Raw genomic sequence first — 22,441 nt, 5'->3', positions numbered from 1 at the left:
GACTGTGGATCTGGTGCAACTGGAAATCTTCAAGGCCGTTGCCGAGCACGGCAGCATCAGCGCTGCGGCGGCGCAGATCCATCGCGTGCCGTCGAACCTGACGACGCGCATCAAGCAATTGGAGGAGGACCTGGGCGTCGACCTGTTCATCCGTGAGAAAAGCCGCTTGCGCCTGTCGCCGGCGGGCTGGAGTTTTCTCGAGTACGCGCGGCGTATTCTCGATCTGGTGCAGGAAGCGCGAGCCACGGTGGCCGGCGAGGAACCGCAAGGCGCGTTCCCGCTGGGCTCGCTGGAAAGTACGGCGGCTGTGCGGATTCCCGGTCTGCTGGCGACCTACAACCAGCAACATCCGAAGGTCGATCTGGACCTGTCGACCGGGCCTTCCGGGACGATGATCGACGGTGTGCTCTCCGGGCGCCTGGCGGCCGCGTTCGTCGACGGCCCGGTTTTGCACCCGGCGCTGGAAGGCATCCCGGCGTTCGAAGAGGAAATGGTCGTCATCTCGCCGCTTCACCACGGGCCGATCCAGCGCGCGGCGGACGTGAATGGCGAGAACATCTATGCGTTCCGCTCGAACTGCTCCTATCGCCATCACTTCGAAAAATGGTTCAGCACCGACGCTGCGGTGCCCGGCAAGATCTTCGAAATGGAGTCCTATCACGGCATGCTCGCCTGCGTCAGCGCGGGCGCCGGTCTGGCATTGATGCCGCGCAGCATGCTGCAGAGCATGCCCGGTTGCGCGACGGTCAGCGTCTGGCCGCTGGCGTCGGATTTTCGTTATCTGACGACGTGGCTGGTGTGGCGCCGGGGCACGGTGTCGCGCAGTCTGAGTATGTTTGTGCGTTTGCTGGAGGAGCGCGGTGTGGTGCGTGCAGAAGAGAATTGACGCTCTGGGTTCGGGTCTTCTCCATGAAGACCTGCTCATTTGATTGAAAAGCGTGCCCGGTTCGGTGATTCGCCGAACCGGGCATTTTTCATTGGCCGTCGATGCTGCGAGGCAGGTCGAGTGGATTGGCGTCGCGCAACACCTCCGGCAGCAATGCATCGGGAAAGCCCTGATACGCCACCGGCCGCAAAAAGCGCTCGATCGAGGTCATGCCGACCGAGGTGAAGCGGCTGTCCGAGGTGGCCGGGAATGGGCCGCCGTGTACGGTGGCGAAGGTCACTTCCTGGGGATGGGCGAAGGCGTTGACCACGATGCGTCCGGTGCGTCGTTCGAGGATCGGCAGCAGACGCTGGGCCAGATCCAGATCGCGGTCTTCAAGGTGAATGGCTGCGCTCAGTTGGCCCTTGAACGTGCGGGCAACTGCCAGCAGTTCTTCCTCATCGCTGACCGTCACCAGCAGTGCAGCCGGGCCGAACACTTCATGGGCCAGTGCGGTTTCGTTGAGAAAGTGCTGACCACCGACTTCCAGCAACGCCGAGCGGCCCTCAAACTGGCCATCCGACGGCGCGCCGACCGCCACCAGATTCGCCCCCACGCTTTCCATCGCCACCAGGCCGTTAACGTATGACCCGTGAATCCCCGGCGTCAGCATCGTACGCGCTGGCGCTTCGCTGACCCGTTTGATCATCGCATTGCGCAGCGCTTGCAGACCTTCGCCTTCAATCGCGATCAGAATCGACGGACACAGACAGGCCTGCCCGACATTCACCAGCATCCGCTCGATAAAGCCATCGCCGATTTCTCCGCCACGCGCGGACAGCGCTGCGGGCAAAATGAACGTCGGGTTGACGCTGGTCATTTCGGTGAAAACCGGAATCGGATCAGGCCGCAACTGCGCGCGGCGATAAAGCGCCATGCCGCCCACCTCTGAACCGGTGAACGTCACCGCTTTAATCAAAGGATGATCGACCAGCGCCTCACCGATCGCATTGCCGCCACCGCGCACCATGGAGAAAACCCCTTCATGCAAGCCATGCGACTGCACCGCTTTGCGGATAGCGCGAGCCTGGATTTCCGATGCGCCGGGATGTGCGTTATGCGCCTTGAGAATCACCGTCGCACCGGCCGCGAGTGCCGACGCAGTATCGCCACCGGCTACCGAATAGGAGATCGGAAAATTGCTCGCACCGAAGATCGCCACCGGGCCGATGGCGACTTTCTGCAGGCGATGATCCATCCGTGGTCGCGGCTGGCGATCAGGTTGCGCCGGGTCTATCGCCAGTTGCAGAAAGCGCCCCTTGCGCACCACCTCGGCGAACTGACGGAACTGGGTCGCGGCCCGGGCGGCTTCGCCTTCGAGCTGCGCCTGAGGCAGGCCGGTTTCCAGCGCGGCGCGGGCGGCCAATTCTTCGCGTACGGCGTCTAGGTTGTCGGCGATGCTTTCGAGAAACGCCGCACGTTCGGCCAGCGAAGTGTGGCTGTAGCTGTCGAAGGCCGCGTCGGCGAGGGTTGCCGCCTGATCGACCTGCGCTGCACCGCCGAAGGCGAATTCCGGTTCGATCAGCGTGTTGGTTGCCGGATTCAGCGCCTTCATCGTGCCCTCGGTGGCGGGGACGTCAGCGGCGCCGATCAGCATGTGGCCGGTCAGAGTCATTTTGCGTCACCTTGCGACTGAAGGTTGGCGATCAGTTCGTCTGTAGTGGTGATGACATGAGCGAAGGTCGGGCCGTTGAGTTCGTGGGCGGCGTGCATCATTTCCTCTTTAAACGCGGCGGTCGCATCGCGCACCAGCGTGACGTGATAGCCGAGTTCCGATGCATAGCGCGCGGTGGCCTCGATGCAGGTATTGGCCAGCAGGCCGACGATGATCACGTGGGTGACGCCTTGCTGTTTCAGGCGAAAGTCCAGGTCGGTGTTGGCGAAACCGCTGGAGCCCCAGTGTTCCTGGACCACGATGTCGCCGTCCTTCGGCGCGAAATCCGGGTGCCATTCACCGCCCCATTCGCCGCGCGCAAAGTGGTGCATGTGCATGATCTTTTGTTGGGTCGGGGTTGGATGATCCCAGTTCTCGTAGTCGCCTTTGACCCAGCGATGATGCGGTACGATGACCACCGGGATCGGCAGGGCCCGCACGGCGCGATCGAGTTTGCGCAGGTTGTCGAGCAGGCCGTTCTGCTCGGCCATCGGTTTGAGCAGCGGAAAGATCTTGCCGCCCTCGGAGAGAAAATCGTTGTACGGATCGACCAGCAGGTAGGCGGTTCTGTCGAGCGGATAGAGAGGTTTCGACATGACGATGGACTCCGGCAATGAGAGTGATCGATGCTCAGGGCTTGTTCCCGCATCGTGTTGATATGATAATCATAGTAACTGTGAAAGAGGCAAGCCCTGATGGCTGTAAACGATAGTCTTCCCGACACGCTGTGCCCGATTTCCCGGGCCGAGTCGATCGTCGGCGACCGCTGGACGGTGCTGGTTTTGCGCGAATTGTTCATGGGCAGCCATCGCTATGACGAGATCCTGGCGCAGACCGGCGGCACGCCGCAGATGGTCGCCGCCCGTCTGAAAAGCCTGGAGGCGGACGGACTGGTCGAGCGCCGCTTGTACAACGAGCGGCCGAAACGCTACGAGTACCACCTCACCGCGAAGGGCGAGGCGTTTTACCCGGTGATAATTGCGTTGCGCGCCTGGGGCGAGACCTGGTGCAAATCGCCGGAGGAGGGGCTGGCGGTGAACATGACCCACAAGAACTGCAACCACAGCGCCGGCCTCGGGCCGTTGTGCGATCACTGCGGTGAAGTGTTGCGGCGTGAGGATCTGATCAGCCAGCCGCAAGAGGCGTACGCCGCGGAACGACAGGCGCGGCGTGAGGCGTTCAAAGCGAAATAGGCGGCCCCATCCAAAACAAAAAAGGCCCTCATTTGCGAGGGCCTTCGTGTGTCAGCGCAGAACGAATGGCTTACAGACTGCCCGCCAGTTTCCCGGAGGTCAGCCGCCGACGATAAGCACTGTCACGGGTCGCCAGCCAGAAATACAGCGGCGAGGTCACCAGCAAGCCAACCAGCCACGACAGGTCCGCGCCGTTGATGTGCGCCGACACCGGCCCGACGTACAGCGGCGTGTTCATGAACGGAATCTGCACCGCGATACCGATCGCATAGGCCAGCAAGGCTTGCGGGTTGTAACGGCCGTAGATGCCGCCATCGACCTGGAAGATCGAGCCGATGTCGTACTGGCCTTTGTGGATGGCGTAGAAGTCGATCAGGTTGATCGCCGTCCACGGCACCAGCACGACCAGCAGCACCAGCACCATGTCGACGAAGTGGCCGATGAAGTCCGCCGAGGCGCCGACCGCAGCGAAGCAGCAAGCCAGCAGGACGATGATCGAAATCACTGCGCGGCTCTTGGCGGTTGGAATCCAGCGGTAGGCGAAGGTCTGCACCAGGGTGATCAGCGACAGCACCGCGCCGTAAAGGTTGAGGGCGTTGTGGCTGATGACGCTGAGCAGAAACAGCACCAGCATCAGCGGGCCGATGGCGCCGGTGGCGAGTTTCACCGCGTCCATGGTGTCCATGCCCACCGGGGTTGCCAGCACCGCGACGGCGCCGAACACGAACGACAGGCTGGAGCCCAGCGCCGATCCCAGATAGGTGGTCCAGAAGGTCGCCGCCACCGGCACGTTCGCCGGCAGGTAACGCGAGTAGTCCGACACGTAAGGCGCGAACGCGATCTGCCACAGCGCCGCCAGCGACACCGTTGCCAGCCAGCCCGAGAGGTTGAAGCTGCCGCGCGTGAGGAAATCATCGGTCTGGATGTGGGTGAGGATGTAGCCGAAACCGATCACGATGCCGATCCCCAGCACCCAGGTGCCGATGCGGTTGAGCACGTGGATGAAGCGGTAACCGATGATCCCGATGATCCCCGAGCCCAGCGCACCGATGACGATGCCGACGGGCACTGGAACGCTGTCGACCACGCCATGCAGGGACTTGCCGGCGAGCACGATGTTGGAGGCGAAGAAGCCGATGTACATGACGCCGGCAATCAACACCACCAGCAGCGCGCCGAGGGAGCCGAACTGCGCACGGCTCTGGATCATCTGCGGAATGCCCATCTGCGGGCCTTGCGCCGAGTGCAGCGCCATCAACACACCGCCGACCAGATGGCCGACCAGAATGGCGACGATGCCCCACACCAGATTCAGGTGAAACAGTTGCACGCCGAGAGCGCCGGTGACGATGGGCAGCGGCGCGATGTTGCCGCCGAACCAGAGGGTGAACAGATCCCGAACCTTTCCGTGGCGATCTTCGGGCGGCACGTAGCCGATCGTGTGTTTTTCAATGAGCGGTGCAGACGTTGATGCAGAGGTGGTCATGACGAACTCCAAGGCAAGGACGAGTACGTGGACGTACTTCAATGAGCGCCGGCACGGACGGCGCATTTCTTGTTGGGGTGATCATGGGCAAGGAAAGGGCAGAGATAAATTAGTAGTTTTGTTGCTTCAGGCGTTAAAAAAACGAGGCTCTCCGGTTAGCTGAAAACGCTCTGTCCCGGGTATTTCAGCCCGGTGAACGACAACGCAGCTGACCTCCATCGGAGCAGCTGTCTGTCGGTGAGCCTGCGGCTCGGCTGCGAACTTCAACCCGCAGCCAGACCGGTTTTTTCAGAGGCGAATCGAAACCAGCATCCGTTGCAGCATCTCATCGCAGGCCTCGAGTTGGTCGAGGCTGACGAACTCGTCCGGCTTGTGGCCCTGATCCATGCTGCCGGGGCCGCACACCACCGTGGGAATCCCCACCGCGTCGAACAATCCGCCTTCGGTGCCAAAGGCCACGGTGCCGAAATCGTCCGAGCCACAGAACGTGGCGATCAGTTCCGCAGCCTTGCTTCTGGCATCGGTTGCGAGCCCCGGATAGGCCGACAATTCGCTGAAACGGATATCGCTCTGCTCGCTGACGGCTCGCATGCGCGGCAGCATTTGCTGCTCGGCGTAGGCCTTGAGTTGCTGCGCGACCAACGCCGGATCCTGCGAGGGCAGGGCACGGATTTCGAAGTCGAAACGGCAATCGGCGGGGACGATGTTCAACGCCTTGCCACCGCTGATCACGCCGGTTTGCACCGTGGAGTACGGCGGGTCGAAACGCGGATCGAGGTGTTCATCCTTGAGCTGTCGGCCGATGCGTCCCAGCTCGCCGATCAGCTCGGCGGCGCATTCGATGGCGTTGACCCCAAGTGGCGCGTAAGCCGAGTGACAGGCGTGACCCTGGACATCGCAGCGCATCGCCAGTTTGCCCTTGTGCCCAAGCACCGGTTTGAGTTCGGTCGGCTCGCCGATGATGCACAGCAGCGGTTTGACCGGACGTTGCTCCAGCACCTTGAGCAGCGAGCGCACACCGAGGCAGCCGACTTCTTCGTCGTACGACAGGGCAATATGCACCGGCATACGCAGCGGTGCTTCGATCAGCGACGGCACCAGCGCGAGCACGCAGGCGATGTAGCCCTTCATGTCCGCGGTGCCGCGACCGTAAAGCTTGCCGTCGCGCTCGCTGAGTTCGAACGGCGGCATCGTCCACGGCTGGCCATCGACCGGCACCACATCGGTGTGCCCCGACAGCACGATGCCCGGTTGATCGGCCGGGCCGATCGTGGCGAACAGGTTGGCTTTGCTGCGCTCATCGTCGTAGATCAGCTCGCACGGCACATCGAAACCTTCGAGGTAGTTGCGCACGAACTCGATCAATTGCAGGTTGGACTCGCGGCTGGTGGTGTCGAACCCCACCAGCGTCTTGAGCAACGCGACGCTGTCGCTCATCGGTCGTCTCCGGCAACCCCGTAGCCCGGCGCCTTGGCCGGATCGAGGGCGCGGTCGATGTAGTCCTGAAGCTGCGGACGATAGGCGTCCCAGAGTTTCTGCAATTGCCCGATCGGGTCTTCATCGGCCCAGTCCACCCGCAGGTTGACGATGGGCCAGGTCAGTTCACCGACCACGACCACGGCCGCCGAATGCACCGGGCCCGCTTCACCGCCCAAGGCCTGGGCGGCGTGCAGGGCGTTGATCAGGCGATCCGCCAATTGACCTTCGCCTTCTTCGAACGCGCTGACCATGGCTTCGATCACCGAGCGTCCGGCGAGCATGTTGCCGGCCGCCACGCATTGTTCGCCGGACACGGCGTTGTGCACGCCGAGGGTCTGCGCGCCGCTGAAATGTGCGGTCTGGCCGAGGTGATTGATCGCCGTGATCTGCCGGTACTGGCTGTAGCCGTTGCGGGTCAGCACCTTGTCCAGTGCAGCCTCGGGTGCCAGGCCTTGTTCCATCAGGGCAAGCACTTCCGGGCCGAGCGATGGCAGGGTGATGTTCTGGCTCGACACCGCGCCGACCCCCGGCAACAGCCACGGGCAGCGTGCGCCGACGGCGATGCTGGAGGAGCTGATGGCGATGCCGAACTGACCGGTTTCGGGGCAGCGGGCGGCGATGGAAAATGTCATGTGTGGCCTCCTTTCGCTAAGGTCGAATTACTCGGGAATCACCGCAACCACATCAATTTCCATCAGCCATTGCGGCTGGCCCAGTGCCGACACCACCAGTCCGGTGGAGATCGGGAACACACCCTTCAGCCATTTGCCGACTTCCTGATACACCGGCTCGCGGTAGCGCGGGTCGATCAGGTAGGTGGTGGTCTTGACGATATGGCTCAGGTCGCTGCCGGCCTCTTCGAGCAGTTGCTTGACGTTGCGCATCGCCTGTTCGGTCTGCGCGCGCGGGTCGCCGAGGCCGACCAGTTCGCCATCGAAATTGGTGCCGACCTGACCACGGACGTACACGGTGTTACCGGCGCGCACGGCCTGGCACAGGTCGTTGTCCAGGGTCTGGTTCGGGTAGGTGTCCTTGGTGTTGAACATGCGAATGCGGGTGTGGGTTGGCTGACTCATGTGAGGCTCCTGACGAAATCGAACCCGGCGCGACAGGCGCCGGTACTGAAGAGGGAAATCAAGCGTCGACGGTGTCGACAGCGTGGTTGTGCGGCGCGGCTTCGCGTTGTTCGGCATCGCGATAGGCCAGGTATTTGCGCTGAGTGGCGATGTGATCGGCCACGTGCTTGGCGTCGTGCCACACGCCCCAGATGAACGACGACCCGCGCCGCGACTGCCACGGCAGACCGAGGAAATACACACCCGATTCGCTGGACACGCCGCGCTGATGCTGCGGCTTGCCGTTGTCATCGAACGCGGCGACTTTCAGCCAGGAATAGTCCACGGCAAACCCGGTGGCCCAGATGATCGAGGTGATGCCGGCGGCGGCCAGATCGAGATCGGCCAGCGGGTTTTTCACGCATTCAGGATCCGGATAAGTTTCCCGGGCTTCCGGTTCCAGCGGCAGATCGAGGCCGTTGCGTTCGATGTAGGCGTCGGCAGCATCCAGCAGCGCGAGGTAGTTCTCGTCGCCACGCTTGAGGTTGTCGCGCAGGTCCTGTTTGAAGGTCACCACGCCGTCGCTGAACGATTCGGTGACGCCAACCAGGGTCATGCCGCGATGGGCCAGACCACGGAAGTCGATGGTGCGGCCACCGTGGGCACCGCTGACGGCGATGGTCACGTGCTCGCGGCCGGGTTTCATCGCGGCCTGATCCCACTCGCCGAGCACGCCCAGCCACCAGCAGAAATCACGGTTGCGGTAAGCGCGGGGAGGGCGGTCGTGGGCGCCGACCGAGAGGTAAACCTGCTTGCCCGAGCGCTGCAATTCATCGGCGATCTGCACGCCCGATGAACCGGCACCGACCACCAGCACTGCGCCGGCCGGCAGTTGTTGCGGGTTGCGATAGTCGGCCGAGTGAATTTGCAGCAGACGCTCATCTTTTGGCGCAATGGCCGGGATCACCGGACGCTGGAACGGACCTGTTGCAGCGACGACGCGGGCGGCTTCGATCACGCCCTCGGAGGTCTCGACGGTGAAGCCCGGACGCCCGACATTGCGCACCACGCTTTTCACATCGACGCCGGTGCGGATCGGCGCATTGAATTTCTTCGCATAGGCTTCGAAGTAGTCGGCGACGCGTTCCTTGTGGGCGAAACCGTCCGGATCGACATCATCGAATTCCATCCCCGGAAAGCGGTCGTGCCACGCCGGACCGTTGGCCACCAGCGAATCCCAGCGCCCGGTGCGCCAGCGTTCGGCAATGCGGCTGCGCTCCAGCACCAGGTGCGGCACACCGAGTTTGCTCAGGTGTTCACTCATGGCCACACCCGCTTGACCGGCGCCGACAACAAGCGTGTCTGTTTTTATTATTTCAGTGGTCATCTCTGATCCCTTCTCACGAGGCCGTTGGATTCAGGTCGCTGTCGACCTGTTCTCTGTGCTTGGGATCAGACTAGGGAGGGGGTGGTTATCGGTAAAATATTATTAAGCTGGCATGTGAAGATAAAAACGTGATGCAGAGGTCTGAAAGCCCCGTAAACAAGGGGCTTCGCCCTGGCACCGGAATCCGGGACAACGAAAAAAAGGGCCGTCGACAGGTGTGTCGACGGCCCTTTTCAGTTGGCGCTTGATTTACATCGAATTCAACGATTGAGGAACGCCAGCAGGTCTTCGTTCAGTGCCTGCGCATGGGTCACGGCAAACCCGTGCGGCGCACCGGCATAAACCTTCAGCTCGGCACCCTTGATTTGCTCGGCGGCGCGTTTGCCGGTGGTTTCGAACGGCACGATGACGTCGCCGTCACCATGGATCACCAGCGTCGGCACATCGATTTTCGCCATGTCAGGACGGAAGTCGGTTTCCGAGAACGCAGTGACGCAATCCACGGTGCCTTTGAGCGAGGCCAGCAGGGCGATGTTCAGGGTTTGTGTCAGCACGCCGTCCGAAACTTTCTGACCTTTATCGAGGCCATAGAACGGCGTGTTGAAGTCTGCGATGAACTGCGCGCGATCCTTCAAAAGACCCGCCTTGATCCCGTCGAATACCGACTTGTCGACGCCCTCGGCGAAGTCCGGTTTCTTGCCGAACAGCGGCGTTACCGCGCCCAGCAACACCAGCCCGGCGACACGCTCGCTGCCGTGACGCGCGATGTAGCGGCTGACATCGCCGCCGCCCATGGAGAAGCCGACCAGGGTCACGTCACGCAGGTCGAGGTGCTCGATCAGTTGCGCGATGTCATCGGCGAAGGTGTCGTAGTCGTAGCCGGTCCACGGCTGCTCGGAACGGCCGAAGCCGCGGCGGTCGAAGGCGATGGTGCGGTAGCCACGGCTGCTCAGATATTCCATCTGGTATTCCCACATGTCGGCATCCAGCGGCCAGCCGTGGCTGAACAGCACGGGCTTGCCGCTGCCCCAGTCCTTGAAATAGATCTCGGTGCCGTCTTGGGTCGTGAAGGTGCTCATGAAAACTCCTTATGTCGGGGCGTGTGTGGTTGCCGGGATGGCATCGCTGACTATCGCGGTTAAGCGTCTGGTCTACTTGTACGCAGGTGCTAAGTTTCGCCAGCCGATCAGCGTAGACGCCTGCGGGCGTCAGAGTTGTAAGATGCAACCACGATTTGATGACCGTTTTGCTGGAGAACGCTGAATGAAACGCAAAAGCCTGGAGGGCAACATCTGCCCGGTTGCCCGGACACTCGACCTGATCGGTGACTGGTGGTCGTTGCTGATCATCCGCGACGCGCTGGAGGGCATCAGTCGTTTCAGCGATTTCGAGAAGAGCCTGGAAATCGCCAAGAACATGTTGAGCATGCGGCTCAAAGGGCTGGTGGAGCGGGGCATCCTGCGCCTGGTGCCGGCGTCCGACGGCAGCGCCTACAAGGAGTACGTGCTGACGGAAAAAGGCCGGGCGTTGCAAACCGTGATCGTTGCGTTGTCGCAGTGGGGTGGGGAGTTCATGTTCGAGCCTGGCGAGCCCGGGTCGGTGATGGTAGATGCGCAAAAGCGTCAGCCGATCAGGAAGCTTCAGTTGCTGTCGGCCGATGGTCGGGTGCTGGCGCCGGAAGATGTGGCGACGAAACTGGCGGTTGAGCACTGAGGTGAAGTAAGCGGGGTCTGTCGGATGTTTCGTTTTTCGGAACGTTCTCTGATTTGGTGACCGTTTTTCCTTGGTTGATCTACGAAACATCCTGCATCTCTGTCGGAGTCGGACGATTTCACCGATGCCGCTCGTCGGCCACACTATTTCGGTGAATCCTTAAATTGACGTCAGAATAGTGGCTCTTTAACATGGTGCCACTATTCTGATATCGCTTTCCGTCTCGAGGGATCGAACATGTCCTCACCCGCCCTCGTGGCGAGGTTGTGCCTGGCTTTGCTATGCCTGTCTCCGCTCCAAACCGCACTTGCAGCACCCACCCCCGGTGAAACCGACCTGATCCGCGAACGCCAGAACCGTCTGCTCGAAGAGCAGCAGCGACGGCTCGAAGAACTCAAGGATCTACCTGGCAAAGAGGCCAAACCGGCGCAGCCGGAAGCCCCCACCGACACGCGTTGCTTTCAGATCAACGACATCGAGCTCAAAGGCGCCGACAGCCTGTCGGAGAGCGACAAGAGCCGTTTGCTCAAACCCTACCTCGGCCAGTGCCTCGGTGTGCCTCAGCTGAATGAAGTGCTGAAGGTCATCACCGATCACTACATCGAGAAGGGTTGGGTGACCAGCCGTGCTTACCTGCCACAGCAGGATCTGTCCGGTGGACATCTCAAAGTACTGGTGGTGGAAGGCAAACTCGAGGGCTTGAAAGGCGCCGACAACAGCAAGCTTTCGGAGCGTGAGTTGTCGATGGCGTTTCCCGGCAAGGCCGGTGAGTTGGTGAACCTGCGCGAGATCGAGCAAATGGTCGATCAGCTCAATCGCCTCCCTTCCAACCAGGCCAAAATGGAGCTGTCGCCAGGCAAGAACGTTGGCGGCAGTGAGGTGCTGGTCACCAACACCCCGCAGAAACCATGGCGCGCCGGGCTGTCGCGTAGCAACGACGGCCAGCGCAGCACCGGTGAACAGCAGTGGGGCACCACGTTCGATTGGGACAGCCCGTTGGGTCTGGCTGACCAGTTGAGTCTGCGCGGTGGTCACGACGCGATGACCGATCACCAGCACACCTCCAACAACGCCATGCTCAACTACAACCTGCCGTGGGGCTGGTGGAACTTCAGCTACACCTACAGCCAGAGTGAGTACCGCTCGCAGATCGCTGCCAACGGCTACAACTTCAAGCAGACCGGCGACAGCGAGAACCATCAGTTGCGCGCCGAGCGGGTGATCCATCGCGACTCTGTCAGCAAGACCTCCCTCAACGCCGGCCTGTCGTATCTGCGCACCAACAACTTCATCGAAGACAGCAAGCTCAAGCTGAGCAGCAACCGCATCAGCGAAGCGCAGTTCGGCTTCAACCACGGACGTCGTGTCGGCAGCGCCTTCGTCAACTTCGACGCCGGCATGCAGGAAGGTATCGGTGCATTCGACGCTCAGGGCAGCCACGATCCGGGTCCCGGCGAGCCCGACGCGCGCTATCGCAAGTACACCGCGACCCTGAGCTATCTGCAGCCATTCAAAGTGTGGGGCGAGTCCTTCAGCTTCAGCAGCCTGATGACCGGCCAGCGCAGCGAAGACGTGCTGTTCAGCCCGCAGCGCACCAGCCTCGGCGGGTCGTCTTCGATCCGTGGCTACAAGGATCAATCGCTGTCAGGCGACAGCGGCGGCTATTGGCGCAACGACCTGCGCTGGTCGCGCCCGATCAACGCCGAATGGCTGCGCCCGGTGTTCGCCGAATACGGCACCAGCCTCGGCTACGACCAGGGCGTGATTCGTGGCGACCGTTACAACGGCGAGCAACACGGGCGCATGTCGAGCAACTCGCTGGAGCTGTTTGCGCGTGGCGAACACGTGGCAGCAAGTGTGACTTTTGCCCATTCCCTGGAACGCCCTGACGTGCTGACCGAGCGCGAAGCGCCGATCTATTTCCGCGTGGATTTCTTCCTCTAGTTTTTGCCCTTTCCGAGATTCTGCTATGGAGTTCCGCCAACTGGCCTTTCTGGCCAGTCAGCCTTCTGCTGCCGTAAAAAACCGTGAACACTTCTGGGGCATGCCCAAACGCGGACTGGCGTTCCTGCTGGCCAACGTCATGTTCTGGCAACCGATGTGGGCGCAGCAGCTGCGCAAACCATCCTCAACGAAGTCAACGGCGGCAGTCCGAGCCAGTTGCGCGGTTACACCGAAGTGGCAGGGCAGTCAGCGCGGGTGATCGTCGCCAACCCGTACGGCATCAGCTGTAACGGTTGCGGCTTCATCAATACACCACGCGTCACCCTCACCACCGGTAAACCGTTACTCGATGGCGCGGGTCGGCTGGATCGTTTCCAGGTCGATCAGGGCAGCGTTTCCATCGATGGCAAAGGTCTGGATGCCAGCGCCGTCGACAGCTTCGAAATCATTACCCGCAGTGCGCAGATCAACGCGCAGATCCACGCCAAACGCCTGAACATCACCACCGGTCGCAACGATGTAAACGCCGAAACGCTGAGCGCCACGGCGCGTGCCGATGACGGCAGCGCCAAGCCGCAACTGGCGATCGACTCTTCGGCACTCGGCGGGATGTACGCCGGGGCAATCAAACTGGTCGGGACCGAGGCCGGTGTCGGCGTGAAACTGGCAGGCGAACTGGCGGCCAGCGCCGGTGATATCCAGATTGACGCCAATGGCCAACTGACGCTGGCCAAAGTCACGGCCAGCAATGCGGTCGACATCAAGGCCAACAGTCTTGAGGCGCAGCAAACCGTTTACGCGGGCACGCAATTGACCGTGCAAACCGCTAAGGATCTGGTCAACCAGCAAAGCCTTGCCGCCAGGGACAGCGTTCGCCTGACCAACGGCGGCACATTGACCAACGCCGGCGTGATCGAAGCCGGAGTGAATGCGGATAACAGCCGTAACAGCAATGGCGATGTTTCCATCAACAGCGGCTCGGTGAGCAACCGTGGCAGTGTATTGGCCAGTCGCTCGCTGAGCGCGAGTGCCGCAGGTGTTTTCGATAACCAGAACGGTATCGTCCAGGCCAAAGACGTCGCCCTAAGCGCCACTCGCCTGGTCAACCAAGGGGCTGACGCACGGATCTACGGCGAAACCAGTCTCGCGTTCAACGTCCCGGCTATCGTCAACCTCAGTGGCTTGATCCGCTTCGCCGACGGTCAGACGGCGGCGCTCTCGGTCGACAATCTGGACAACCGCAAAGGCCGGATTGAAATCGCCGGCGGTAGTTTGAAACTCAATGCGCGGGCGCTGCACAACGACGACGGCAAGATCATCGCCGGACGTCTGGATATCGATACCCGGCGACTCGATAACGCTGGCGGCCTGCTTGCTGCCAGCCAAAGCGACACCAAAGTCGTTGCCCACGAACGTCTGGACAATGACAAAGGCAAGATCCAGGCAAAGACCGACCTCGTCGTTTCGGGCACCGAGTTGCTCAATCAGGGCGGCACGCTGGCCGCCGATTCGATCCGGATCACCGGCACTCGGCTGGACAACAGCAGCAAGGGTGTCATCAGTGCCGAAAACGGCAATGTTGATCTGACGCTGGATCAGGATTTCGATAACCACGACGGCAAGGTGCAGGCATCGAAACACTTGAGCGTCGCTACCCAGAGCATCAACAACCGCAATGCCAGTCTGACCGGTAAAACCCTTGAGCTGACCAGTCGCGGCAAGCTCGACAACACCCAAGGCACGATTTCATCCGACGACAGCGTGCTGTCCAGCGAAGACCTGGACAACACTCAGGGCTTGATTCAGGGCAAAACGACCCTGAACCTGACCGCACGCGATCTGGGCAACGCCAATGGCCAACTGCTCGGCGGTGTTGTCGATGCGACGCTGGACAATCTCACCAACAATGACAAAGGTGCGATCAGTGCCGAAACCGGCAAGCTCACGCTGGTCGTCAACAAGCACCTGAACAATGCCTTGGGCCGACTACAAGCCAGCCAGGGTGATGTAGATATTCACGCCGACAGTGTCGACAACCGCAAAGGCGTGGTGGCTGCGCAACAATTGCTGTTGGTCGCTCGCAATGGCCACATCGACAACCGTGGTGGACGGGTGATCGGCGATCGCTTCGACCTGCAAGCGACCAGCCTCGATAACAGCGACAGCGGTCTGCTGGCGGCAGGTGTTGACGGTGCCCGCTTGATTCTCAAGCAAGCCGTCGCCGGTCAATCGCAACTGCTCAATCAAAAGGGCCGGATCCAGAGCGACGCCGACCTGTACATCGAAAGCGATACGGTCGACAACAGTGCCGGTGTCCTGCTCGGTAAAACCCTCGAAGTCACCGCGACCCGACTGAACAACAGCGACAAGGGCGGCATCGTCGGCACGGGCGGCAACATTGCGCTGAAAATTGCCGGGGTCTTCAAAAACGTCACGGGCGTGGTCGATGCTGGCGAGCAACGCGTGCTGCTCGACCAATTGGTCGAACTCGACAATCGCGGCGGCACATTGCGCGGCCAGCGTCTGGACATCACCAGTACGTCGATCGACAACCGTGACGCGGGCCAGATCATTGCAGGCAGCGATGGTCTGAAAATCGTCGGCAGCACACTGCTGAACCAGCAGGGCGCAATCCTCGCCAATGGCAGCCACGCAGAACTCGCGCTGGGCACCGGCAACCTGCAGAACCAGGGGGGCACGCTGCAGGCCGACACCCTCGACATCACCAGCGCCGACCTCGACAACAGCGCAGTCAACGGCAAGGCCGGTTTGATCTCCAGCCTGCTGGGCGATTTGAAGTTGACGGTGACACGTCTGACCAACCGCGCCGGCAAGCTATTCGGCAAAGACCAGGTCGTTTTCGATGGGGTCACCCTGGACAACGCAGGCGGCGAAATCAGCGGCAATCGACTGGGCCTCGAGGCGGTCAGTCAGATTCTCAATCAGGGCGGACTGATCGAGTCGGGCACGGACCTGAAACTGATCAGCGGCCAACTGAACAACAGCGCTGGCGGGCAGATTCGCGCACTGGGCGGAGCGTCCAGCCAGATCAAACTGACCGGCAACCTGAACAACCAGAACGGCGTCATCGAGATCGGCAGTCAGGATCTGGAACTCGCCGGCATCCAGCTCAACAACCTCAGCGGCAGCGTGCGTCACGCCGCGCAAGGGCTGTTCAACCTGGATCTGAATAACCTGACGGGCACGCAGGGCAGCCTCACCGGTCTGGGCAAAGGCGTCTGGGATGTTGCGGCGGTCAATGGTGTGGGCACCTGGCAACTCAATGGTGGGCTGACTTACACCAGTTCGCAGGATTTGAACCTCAATGTCGGGGATCGCATCGCCAGTGCTTCGGCGCTGAACCTGAATGTCGCCAATCTGAACAACGCCGGGCAACTGCTCAGCGATGGCGACCTGACGCTGACCCTTGGCGGCAGCTTGATCAATAGTGGTCGAGTGTCGGCTCAACAAAAACTCACCATCAACGCCAACGACGTGATTCAACAGGACGGTCGACTCGTCAGCGGTGGCGATACCGTGATGACCTTGCGCGGCACGCTGGACAACCTCGGTCGGCTGATCGCCAACCAGAACCTTACGGTGACGGCTGCACAGATCAACAACAAAGGCACCTTGGGCGCCCAGGGCAATCTGGAATTCAACGCCGCCAACGGCATCTCCAACGTAGCCGATACGCTGCTGTTCAGCGGCGGCACGATGAAGTTGCATGGCAGCAGCCTGAGCAACTATTACGGCGACATCTACAGCCGGGGCAATCTCACGGTCGACGCCGTGGGTGGTGGTCGTGCTGCGTTGTTCAGCAACTTGTCGGGGACGGTCGAGGGCGAGGGGGATATCGACATCAATGCGGTGTCGGTGGAAAACGCCAAAGCGGTTTTCGAGATCTCTCATGGGCTGAACTCCGGCGACATCAGTTGGGTGTGTGGCCAGCATTGTGGCGGTCACGATGGTTGGAAGCGCGGCACTATTACGATCAACCGAACCTACAGGGATGTCGTACTCAAGGATTCGACCGCTGCGCGTTTTGTCGCCGGTAGAAACCTGACGATTCATGGCGGCAATGTCGAAAACCGCTACAGCCTGATGGCTGCCAACGGCAACCTCAGCCTGACCGCAGACAATCTGCTCAACCAAGGTGCCAAGTCTCGTGACGGCTACTCGACAGAGATCATCGGAACTCCTGGCCACATCGACAATAGTCTGTGGGACAGGATGGAGTTCATTGATGTCCCCGCGTTCAACGCAGCCACCGCTGCGGGACATTTCGATGAAGCCCGTTTCGAGGAACTGGTTGAAACCACGATGGACAGCCGGTTCAAACATCCTGACATGGTCGAGATCCATTGGCAGGACGCTGGCAGTACGGTGTATGCGGGAACCCTGCAGGCCGGGGGTAGCGTCAGCCTGAACGTGAGCAACAACCTTCAGAACGGTACGCTGCACGACAACACCTACGATCAGCTGACCGGCAAACTGGACAGCGATCAGACCTTGGGTGTCGGGGTTCTCAATATCAACCTGGGTAAACGCAGCGGCCCAGCGGACGCTCAGGTGGCCAGGGATGTGACGCGGATCGAGCGCCTGGACGCCGATGGCGTGAAGCAAATCAGTTTCGTACCCATCGACTTCAAGGGCGTTCCGTTTACCGCCGTAGACCCGACGGCATCGTCGACGTTCAGGCTGCCCAAGGGCCCGTACGGCATGTTCGTGCAGAGCCCGAATCCGCAGAGCCGCTACCTGATCGAAACCAATCCGGAGCTGACTCAGACCGCGCCATTCATGAGCTCGGACTACCTGCTGGGCAAACTCAATTTCAGCGCAGATGAGGCTGCCCGTCGCCTCGGCGACGGCCGCTACGAATCGCGTTTGATCAGCGATGCCGTCTTGGCTCAAACCGGCCAGCGTTTTCTGGCCGGTGGCTTGAACAACGATTACGAGCAATTCCGTTACCTGATGGACAACGCGCTCGCCAGCAAAAACGAGCTGAATCTGGCGGTGGGTGTCGCCCTCACGTCCGAGCAGGTGGCGGCGCTGACGCATGACATCGTCTGGATGGAAGAGCGCGTCGTCGATGGCCAGAAAGTACTGGTGCCAGTGTTGTATCTGGCGCAGGCCGAGTCGCGCAACGTGCGCGGCGGCAGCCTGATTCAGGGGCGTGATCTGGAAATGATCGCCGGCAATGACCTGGTCAACGTCGGCACTCTGCGGGCCACCAACAACCTCACGGCAGACGTCAAAGGCAGCCTCTATAACGGTGGTCTGGTCGAGGCCAACGAACGCCTGAGCCTGATGGCCACCGACAGCATCCGCAATGCGCTGGCCGGTGATATTCGCGGTAATCAGGTCAGTCTGAGCACCCTCAAGGGTGACATTGTCAACGACCGGACCGCCGTGACTTACAGCCCGGGGCAGGGGTTGCGCACTTCCCTTGATGACGGCGGCAACATCAGCGCCCGCGATACGTTGAGCATCAAGTCCGGCCGTGACTTGACCAACTCCGGCACGATCACCAGCGGCGCCGATGCAGACCTGAGCGCGACCCGCGACATCAACTTACTGGCGGTTCAGAACGTCAACGAGATCCACACAATCGAGAACGGCGGACATCGCTCGACCGTCACCACAACCGTGGAAAACCTCGCGTCCAGCGTGAAGAGTGGCGGCAACCTGAAGCTCGATGCCGGTCGTGACATCAACGTCCTCGCCAGTACGGCACAAGCCAAAGGCGATCTGCTTGCCGACGCGAAACAAGACTTGAACATGGCTTCGGCGAGCGACGAACACAATGTCGAGACCAACAGCAAAAGTGGCAAGAAACGCGTCCACGAAGAAGACAACCACACCGTCCAGAAAGCAGCCGAATTCATCGCGGGCGGCGACGTAAAAACCACTTCCGGTCGCGATACCACGTTGGTGGCGAGCAAGATCAGCGCGGGCAATGAAGCCTATGTGTATGCGGGTAATGACCTGAGTCTGCTGGCCGCGCAGAACAAGGACTACACCCTGTACGACATGAAAGAGAAGGGTGGTTTCGGCGCCAAGAAAATGAAGCGCGACGAGGTTACCCAGATCACTCATGTGGGTAGCGAGATCAAGACTGGGGGCAGTCTCACGCTGGTTAGCGAGGGGGATCAGCGCTATCAGGTGGCGAAGCTTGAAAGTGGCAAGGGCATCACGCTGGACAGTGGTGGGCAGATTTACTTCGAAGGGGTGAAGGATCTCCATGATGAAAGCCATGTAAAAAGCAGCGACAGCCTTGCCTGGACTTCGATGAAAGGGGAAGGCAACACAGACGAAACGTTGCGCCAAAGTGCTTTGGTTGCAAAAGGAAAGCTGACCATCCATGCCGTCGATGGTTTGAAAATCGATGTTCGCAAGCTGAATGAACAGACTGTCAGCCAAGCCGTTGATGCGATGGTCGCTACGGATCCTGAACTGGGCTGGTTGAAGGAGGCGGAAGCCAGGGGCGATATCGACTGGCATCGCGTGGAGGAAATACACAAGAGTTTCAAATACGAGCACTCGGGGCTTGGCGCTGGTGCGCAGTTGATATTAGCCATCCTGCTGGCGGCAGTGACGGGAGGGGCAGGGGCTGCGCTGGTTGGAGCGGCGGAAGGGACCATTTATGCGACCGCTGCAAATCTGGCCTTCGTTTCGTTGGAGACGACCGCGGCCAATAGTGCGATCAGCAATAAGGGCAAGTTAAGTGCAGTTGCCAAAGACACCTTCAGCAAAGAAAGCCTCAGGAATGCCGCAATTGCGGGAGCAACCGGTGCGTTTACTCAAGGGGTAATCGACCCGTATCTGGGAGGCAAAACAGTACCGTTCAATAACCTGACCAAAGGCTTCGACCTTAATACGGTCGGGGGCATTGGTGGTCTCGCAATTCATGCCGGGGCACAGGGGCTCGCTGCGGGGGCAATCAAGACGGCTATTGGAGGAGGCAGTCTCGGCCAGAATCTGCAACAGAGTCTGGTGGCGCAGGCCGGTAATGTCGTAGCCGCTACAGCGTTCAACTTTGTTGGAGGGTACGCCCAGAGTCATTGGCAAGAAGCAAAAGAAGCGGGCGATTCGGTCGGCATGGCGATGTGGAAAGAGGGTGGTATTGCTCGTACCGCCATGCATGCGTTGTTTGGCGGCGCTGTATCCAGTGCCACTGGGGGCGATTTCAAAACCGGTGCAGTTGCGGCGGGTGCCAATCAGGCAATGGCTGGCGTTCTGAACTCCACTTTCGAAAATAAACCAGAGTTACGCCAGGCCTTTTCTCAAATTGTCGGTTTGACCGCCGCTGGATTGGCGGGGGGGGGATGTCAATAAGGGGGCCTGGGTCGCGTTGATAGCTGACCAGTACAACCGTCAGCTCCATCTGAAAGAAACCGTAGCGCTGGAGAAGTTGCAGAAAGAGTCGCCGGATAAAGCATATGAGCTCAAAGCGGCTGCATGTGCGTTGGTTCATTGCAGTGAGTCAATACCAACGGGTGATCCGAATTATCAGGAGTTCAAGGATCTAGAAACCGCCGGCAAAGGCTTCAAGGGGGCGCAAGACGCTCTGCTCGCATCAGGGGCGTTTGACGAGTACTCAAAGTGGGACCAGGCCAACGATGCACTCGGGCGTAATGAAGAAAGCGCTCAGCGCTCAATTGCTGCGCGACAAGCGATCTTTGGCGCTGTGGGTGCTGTAACCGGTTACGGGGGCGCGGTAGCCTTAAGCCCGGCCTGTGTGAGTGTGGTTGGTTGCACGCTGCCAGCAATGTCCGCATTGGGGGGGGCCGTTTCCTTCAGGGATGGCTGGGAAGCCACTGGCCGACTGTTTGCACCTTACGAATACACGCAGGGCGACAGAGTAAGTGCGTCCTTCAGCAGTGATACATATCCCGGTGATGTAAATCCGCTTCGTGATTACGGCACGGAGGCTGCGAAAGCTGCGCTGGAAATGGCGTTGTTGAAGGGGGCAGCGAAGTATCTGGAGAGGACCGGGTCTTCGGTACTGGTTTCGGGGGGAAATGGACTGAAACCGAAGACTGGGGATAATCTGGCCGAGCCACTTGAAGCTGAGCAACTGGGTAGCGGGGCTAAGGGGACTGGTGCATTCCTCGAAGGTGTTAATGGCGGAACAGGCCTTGGTAAACTGACGGAGCGAAAAGTAAATGTTTCTGATAGAGGCTTATATATAGTAGAGAGCCATTTGGAAAAGTTTGGGGTTGTACCAGAGAATGAATTGATGGTTAATAGGCTGCGGGCAGCGCTAGCTGAAGGGCGACCAATAGAAGGTGCAGATGCGAGCTTCTATATTCATGAGTTGTCTGAATATACCATGATGAATAAGGGCTTGGACTATAGTTCTGCGCACCAAGGGGCACTTGGTAAATACCAGGTTTCACCATACAGTGTTTATCACCCAGATGTTATCAATGCTATTAACGCTGCTGAGCCTGGGTCTTTCAATCCTAATTGGTTAAAGTTTTGGGGGCAGCAATGATTGTTAGTGGTGGTTTTGGGCGACTGGGTAAATTTCGGTTTTGGTGCGATGAGCCTCATGTTTCTGATTGTAGATGGTTCAGAGCTCATAAGTCTGATTTCGCTGGTGTAAATGACCGGGCTGAACTGGCTGGAGTGCGAAGCATAGTGCTTGAAGCAATGGAGCCTAGAGGTGCCAGGACCTTGTACGCGATGCTTGGATTGCATTACCTAGCGGAAACTGGAGAGTTTAGAGTAAACGTTGTTAACCACTCACCGAATTCTGCAGTCTATGAGGGCTCTCTTATAGATGATTTTGAGGTGGCGCATTTTGGTTTGCCAGCAAATTATGCAGCCGCATCCGTTGCTGGCATGAAACGCGGGCTAGCTGATACCGTTGGTGCTGATGGAGGTCGGGTAGATATTTGTTGTGCGGCATATGGAAGTGTTTCTTCAAGTGAACCTTTTTTTGAAAAGCTAGGCTTTACCTTGGCTCACCTTTTACGGTTGTCATGTGATGATATTTCAGAGGGTTTGATTGGTTCTTATCTTTAATTTTTTTTATTAATTTATAACTAATTAATAAAAATAGAAAAAAGGAACAAAAGAAAGGGGGTGGATTTATTTGATTTATCTTTTGATTTAATAAATCTGTCCCCTTTTGTTTTCAAGGAAATTGGAAGGAAGATGACTACACCAAACAACGGCTCTATAATTTGTGTTCGTGGGGTTTGTAAATAGGTGACTTGTGGATTTAGATAAAATGATTGAGAATATTAAAACAAGAGAGGAGTTTGCAGATTTTATTTGTGGGCTTAAGGAAGACTTGGAGTTGAATTCAGGCGAGTGGGAAAACCCTACGCTGGAAAGGTTTTTGGATGCAATGGAAGCTTGGATTCGAGCAATGAATTTATATGCAATGAACTCTGGAGATGAGGAAGCCTTCACCCCTAGTTGGCAGACATTTGCAAAAATATTGTTTGCATCCAAGATTTACGAATAGTATTAGCGTTTTAATTGGTTCGTTGGTGCAGAAGTAAGCAGTTTTATACCTACATCAGGCGATCTTGACTTCAACGGATCAATTCCAATAAAAAGCCAAAAATAAAAAAAGGCAATAAAAAAAG

The 22,441-nt window shown here is 59.4% G+C and carries 15 protein-coding genes and 1 pseudogene; 8 read left to right on the top strand and 8 right to left on the bottom strand.

The annotated features are described in order from the left end of the window. Positions 1-4: 4 nt before the first annotated feature. Positions 5-886: a LysR family transcriptional regulator gene (locus CAF80_RS13820; protein ID WP_074689290.1), complete on the top strand. Its 882-nt coding sequence runs from the start codon at positions 5-7 to the stop codon at positions 884-886. A gap of 88 nt (positions 887-974) precedes the next feature. Here CAF80_RS13820 and CAF80_RS13815 read toward each other — a convergent pair whose 3' ends face one another. Together CAF80_RS13815 and CAF80_RS13810 are read right to left on the bottom strand one after the other, a co-directional pair. Next, positions 975-2,540, bottom strand: coding sequence for an aldehyde dehydrogenase (NADP(+)) (locus CAF80_RS13815; protein ID WP_074688658.1), 1,566 nt, complete (start codon positions 2,538-2,540; stop codon positions 975-977). Continuing rightward, positions 2,537-3,175, bottom strand: coding sequence for an isochorismatase family cysteine hydrolase (locus tag CAF80_RS13810; RefSeq protein ID WP_074688656.1), 639 nt, complete (start codon positions 3,173-3,175; stop codon positions 2,537-2,539). Before CAF80_RS13810 ends, CAF80_RS13815 begins: the two co-directional genes overlap by 4 nt. Positions 3,176-3,274: 99 nt before the next feature. On the opposite strand from CAF80_RS13810, the gene CAF80_RS13805 reads away from it, so the two are divergent. Continuing rightward, positions 3,275-3,772, top strand: a complete 498-nt coding sequence (locus CAF80_RS13805) for a helix-turn-helix domain-containing protein (protein ID WP_039766945.1) — start codon at positions 3,275-3,277, stop codon at positions 3,770-3,772. 70 nt (positions 3,773-3,842) lie between these two features. Here CAF80_RS13805 and CAF80_RS13800 read toward each other — a convergent pair whose 3' ends face one another. From CAF80_RS13800 to CAF80_RS13775, 6 genes are all read right to left on the bottom strand, one after another. Next, positions 3,843-5,258 (bottom strand): cytosine permease, encoded by a 1,416-nt coding sequence (locus CAF80_RS13800; protein WP_074688654.1) that lies wholly within the window; start codon positions 5,256-5,258, stop codon positions 3,843-3,845. Between the two features lie 288 nt (positions 5,259-5,546). Beyond that, complete coding sequence (gene argE, locus CAF80_RS13795) at positions 5,547-6,695, bottom strand: acetylornithine deacetylase (RefSeq protein WP_074688652.1); 1,149 nt, start codon at positions 6,693-6,695, stop codon at positions 5,547-5,549. After that, complete coding sequence (locus CAF80_RS13790; RefSeq protein WP_074688650.1) at positions 6,692-7,369, bottom strand: DUF1028 domain-containing protein; 678 nt, start codon at positions 7,367-7,369, stop codon at positions 6,692-6,694. The genes argE and CAF80_RS13790 overlap by 4 nt, the downstream gene beginning before the upstream one ends. Before the next feature lie 27 nt (positions 7,370-7,396). After that, positions 7,397-7,813, bottom strand: a complete 417-nt coding sequence (locus tag CAF80_RS13785) for a RidA family protein (RefSeq protein ID WP_007950460.1) — start codon at positions 7,811-7,813, stop codon at positions 7,397-7,399. A 58-nt stretch (positions 7,814-7,871) separates the two neighbouring features. Then, positions 7,872-9,179: an NAD(P)/FAD-dependent oxidoreductase gene (locus CAF80_RS13780; RefSeq protein WP_085667596.1), complete on the bottom strand. Its 1,308-nt coding sequence runs from the start codon at positions 9,177-9,179 to the stop codon at positions 7,872-7,874. 260 nt (positions 9,180-9,439) lie between these two features. Beyond that, positions 9,440-10,258: an alpha/beta fold hydrolase gene (locus CAF80_RS13775; protein WP_064597308.1), complete on the bottom strand. Its 819-nt coding sequence runs from the start codon at positions 10,256-10,258 to the stop codon at positions 9,440-9,442. Positions 10,259-10,442: 184 nt separating this feature from the next. Here CAF80_RS13775 and CAF80_RS13770 point away from each other — a divergent pair, with 184 nt between their 5' ends. The 6 genes and pseudogenes from CAF80_RS13770 (at position 10,443) to CAF80_RS13750 (ending at position 22,317) form a co-directional block, all read left to right on the top strand. Beyond that, positions 10,443-10,892, top strand: a complete 450-nt coding sequence (locus tag CAF80_RS13770; RefSeq protein WP_039766933.1) for a helix-turn-helix domain-containing protein — start codon at positions 10,443-10,445, stop codon at positions 10,890-10,892. A gap of 237 nt (positions 10,893-11,129) precedes the next feature. Then, entirely contained in the window at positions 11,130-12,836 is a 1,707-nt protein-coding gene (locus tag CAF80_RS13765; protein ID WP_074688646.1) for a ShlB/FhaC/HecB family hemolysin secretion/activation protein, read from the top strand. Between the two features lie 25 nt (positions 12,837-12,861). Continuing rightward, a pseudogene (locus CAF80_RS13760) lies at positions 12,862-20,174 on the top strand (DUF637 domain-containing protein). Positions 20,175-20,190: 16 nt separating this feature from the next. Beyond that, the gene (locus CAF80_RS28965; RefSeq protein ID WP_074688644.1) at positions 20,191-21,336 is read left to right on the top strand and encodes a hypothetical protein; all 1,146 of its coding nucleotides are present in this window, start codon (positions 20,191-20,193) and stop codon (positions 21,334-21,336) included. Positions 21,337-21,518: 182 nt separating this feature from the next. Beyond that, a complete protein-coding gene (locus CAF80_RS28620) occupies positions 21,519-21,869 on the top strand; it encodes a hypothetical protein (protein WP_134333930.1) in 351 nt (116 codons plus the stop codon). Positions 21,870-22,077: 208 nt separating this feature from the next. Next, positions 22,078-22,317, top strand: a complete 240-nt coding sequence (locus CAF80_RS13750; RefSeq protein WP_207273881.1) for a hypothetical protein — start codon at positions 22,078-22,080, stop codon at positions 22,315-22,317. Positions 22,318-22,441: the final 124 nt, after the last annotated feature.

The sequence above is a fragment of the Pseudomonas sp. B34(2017) genome, assembly GCF_002112915.1.
GTDB lineage: Bacteria > Pseudomonadota > Gammaproteobacteria > Pseudomonadales > Pseudomonadaceae > Aquipseudomonas > Aquipseudomonas pharyngis.
This window is presented reverse-complemented; position numbering and strand designations above follow the sequence as displayed.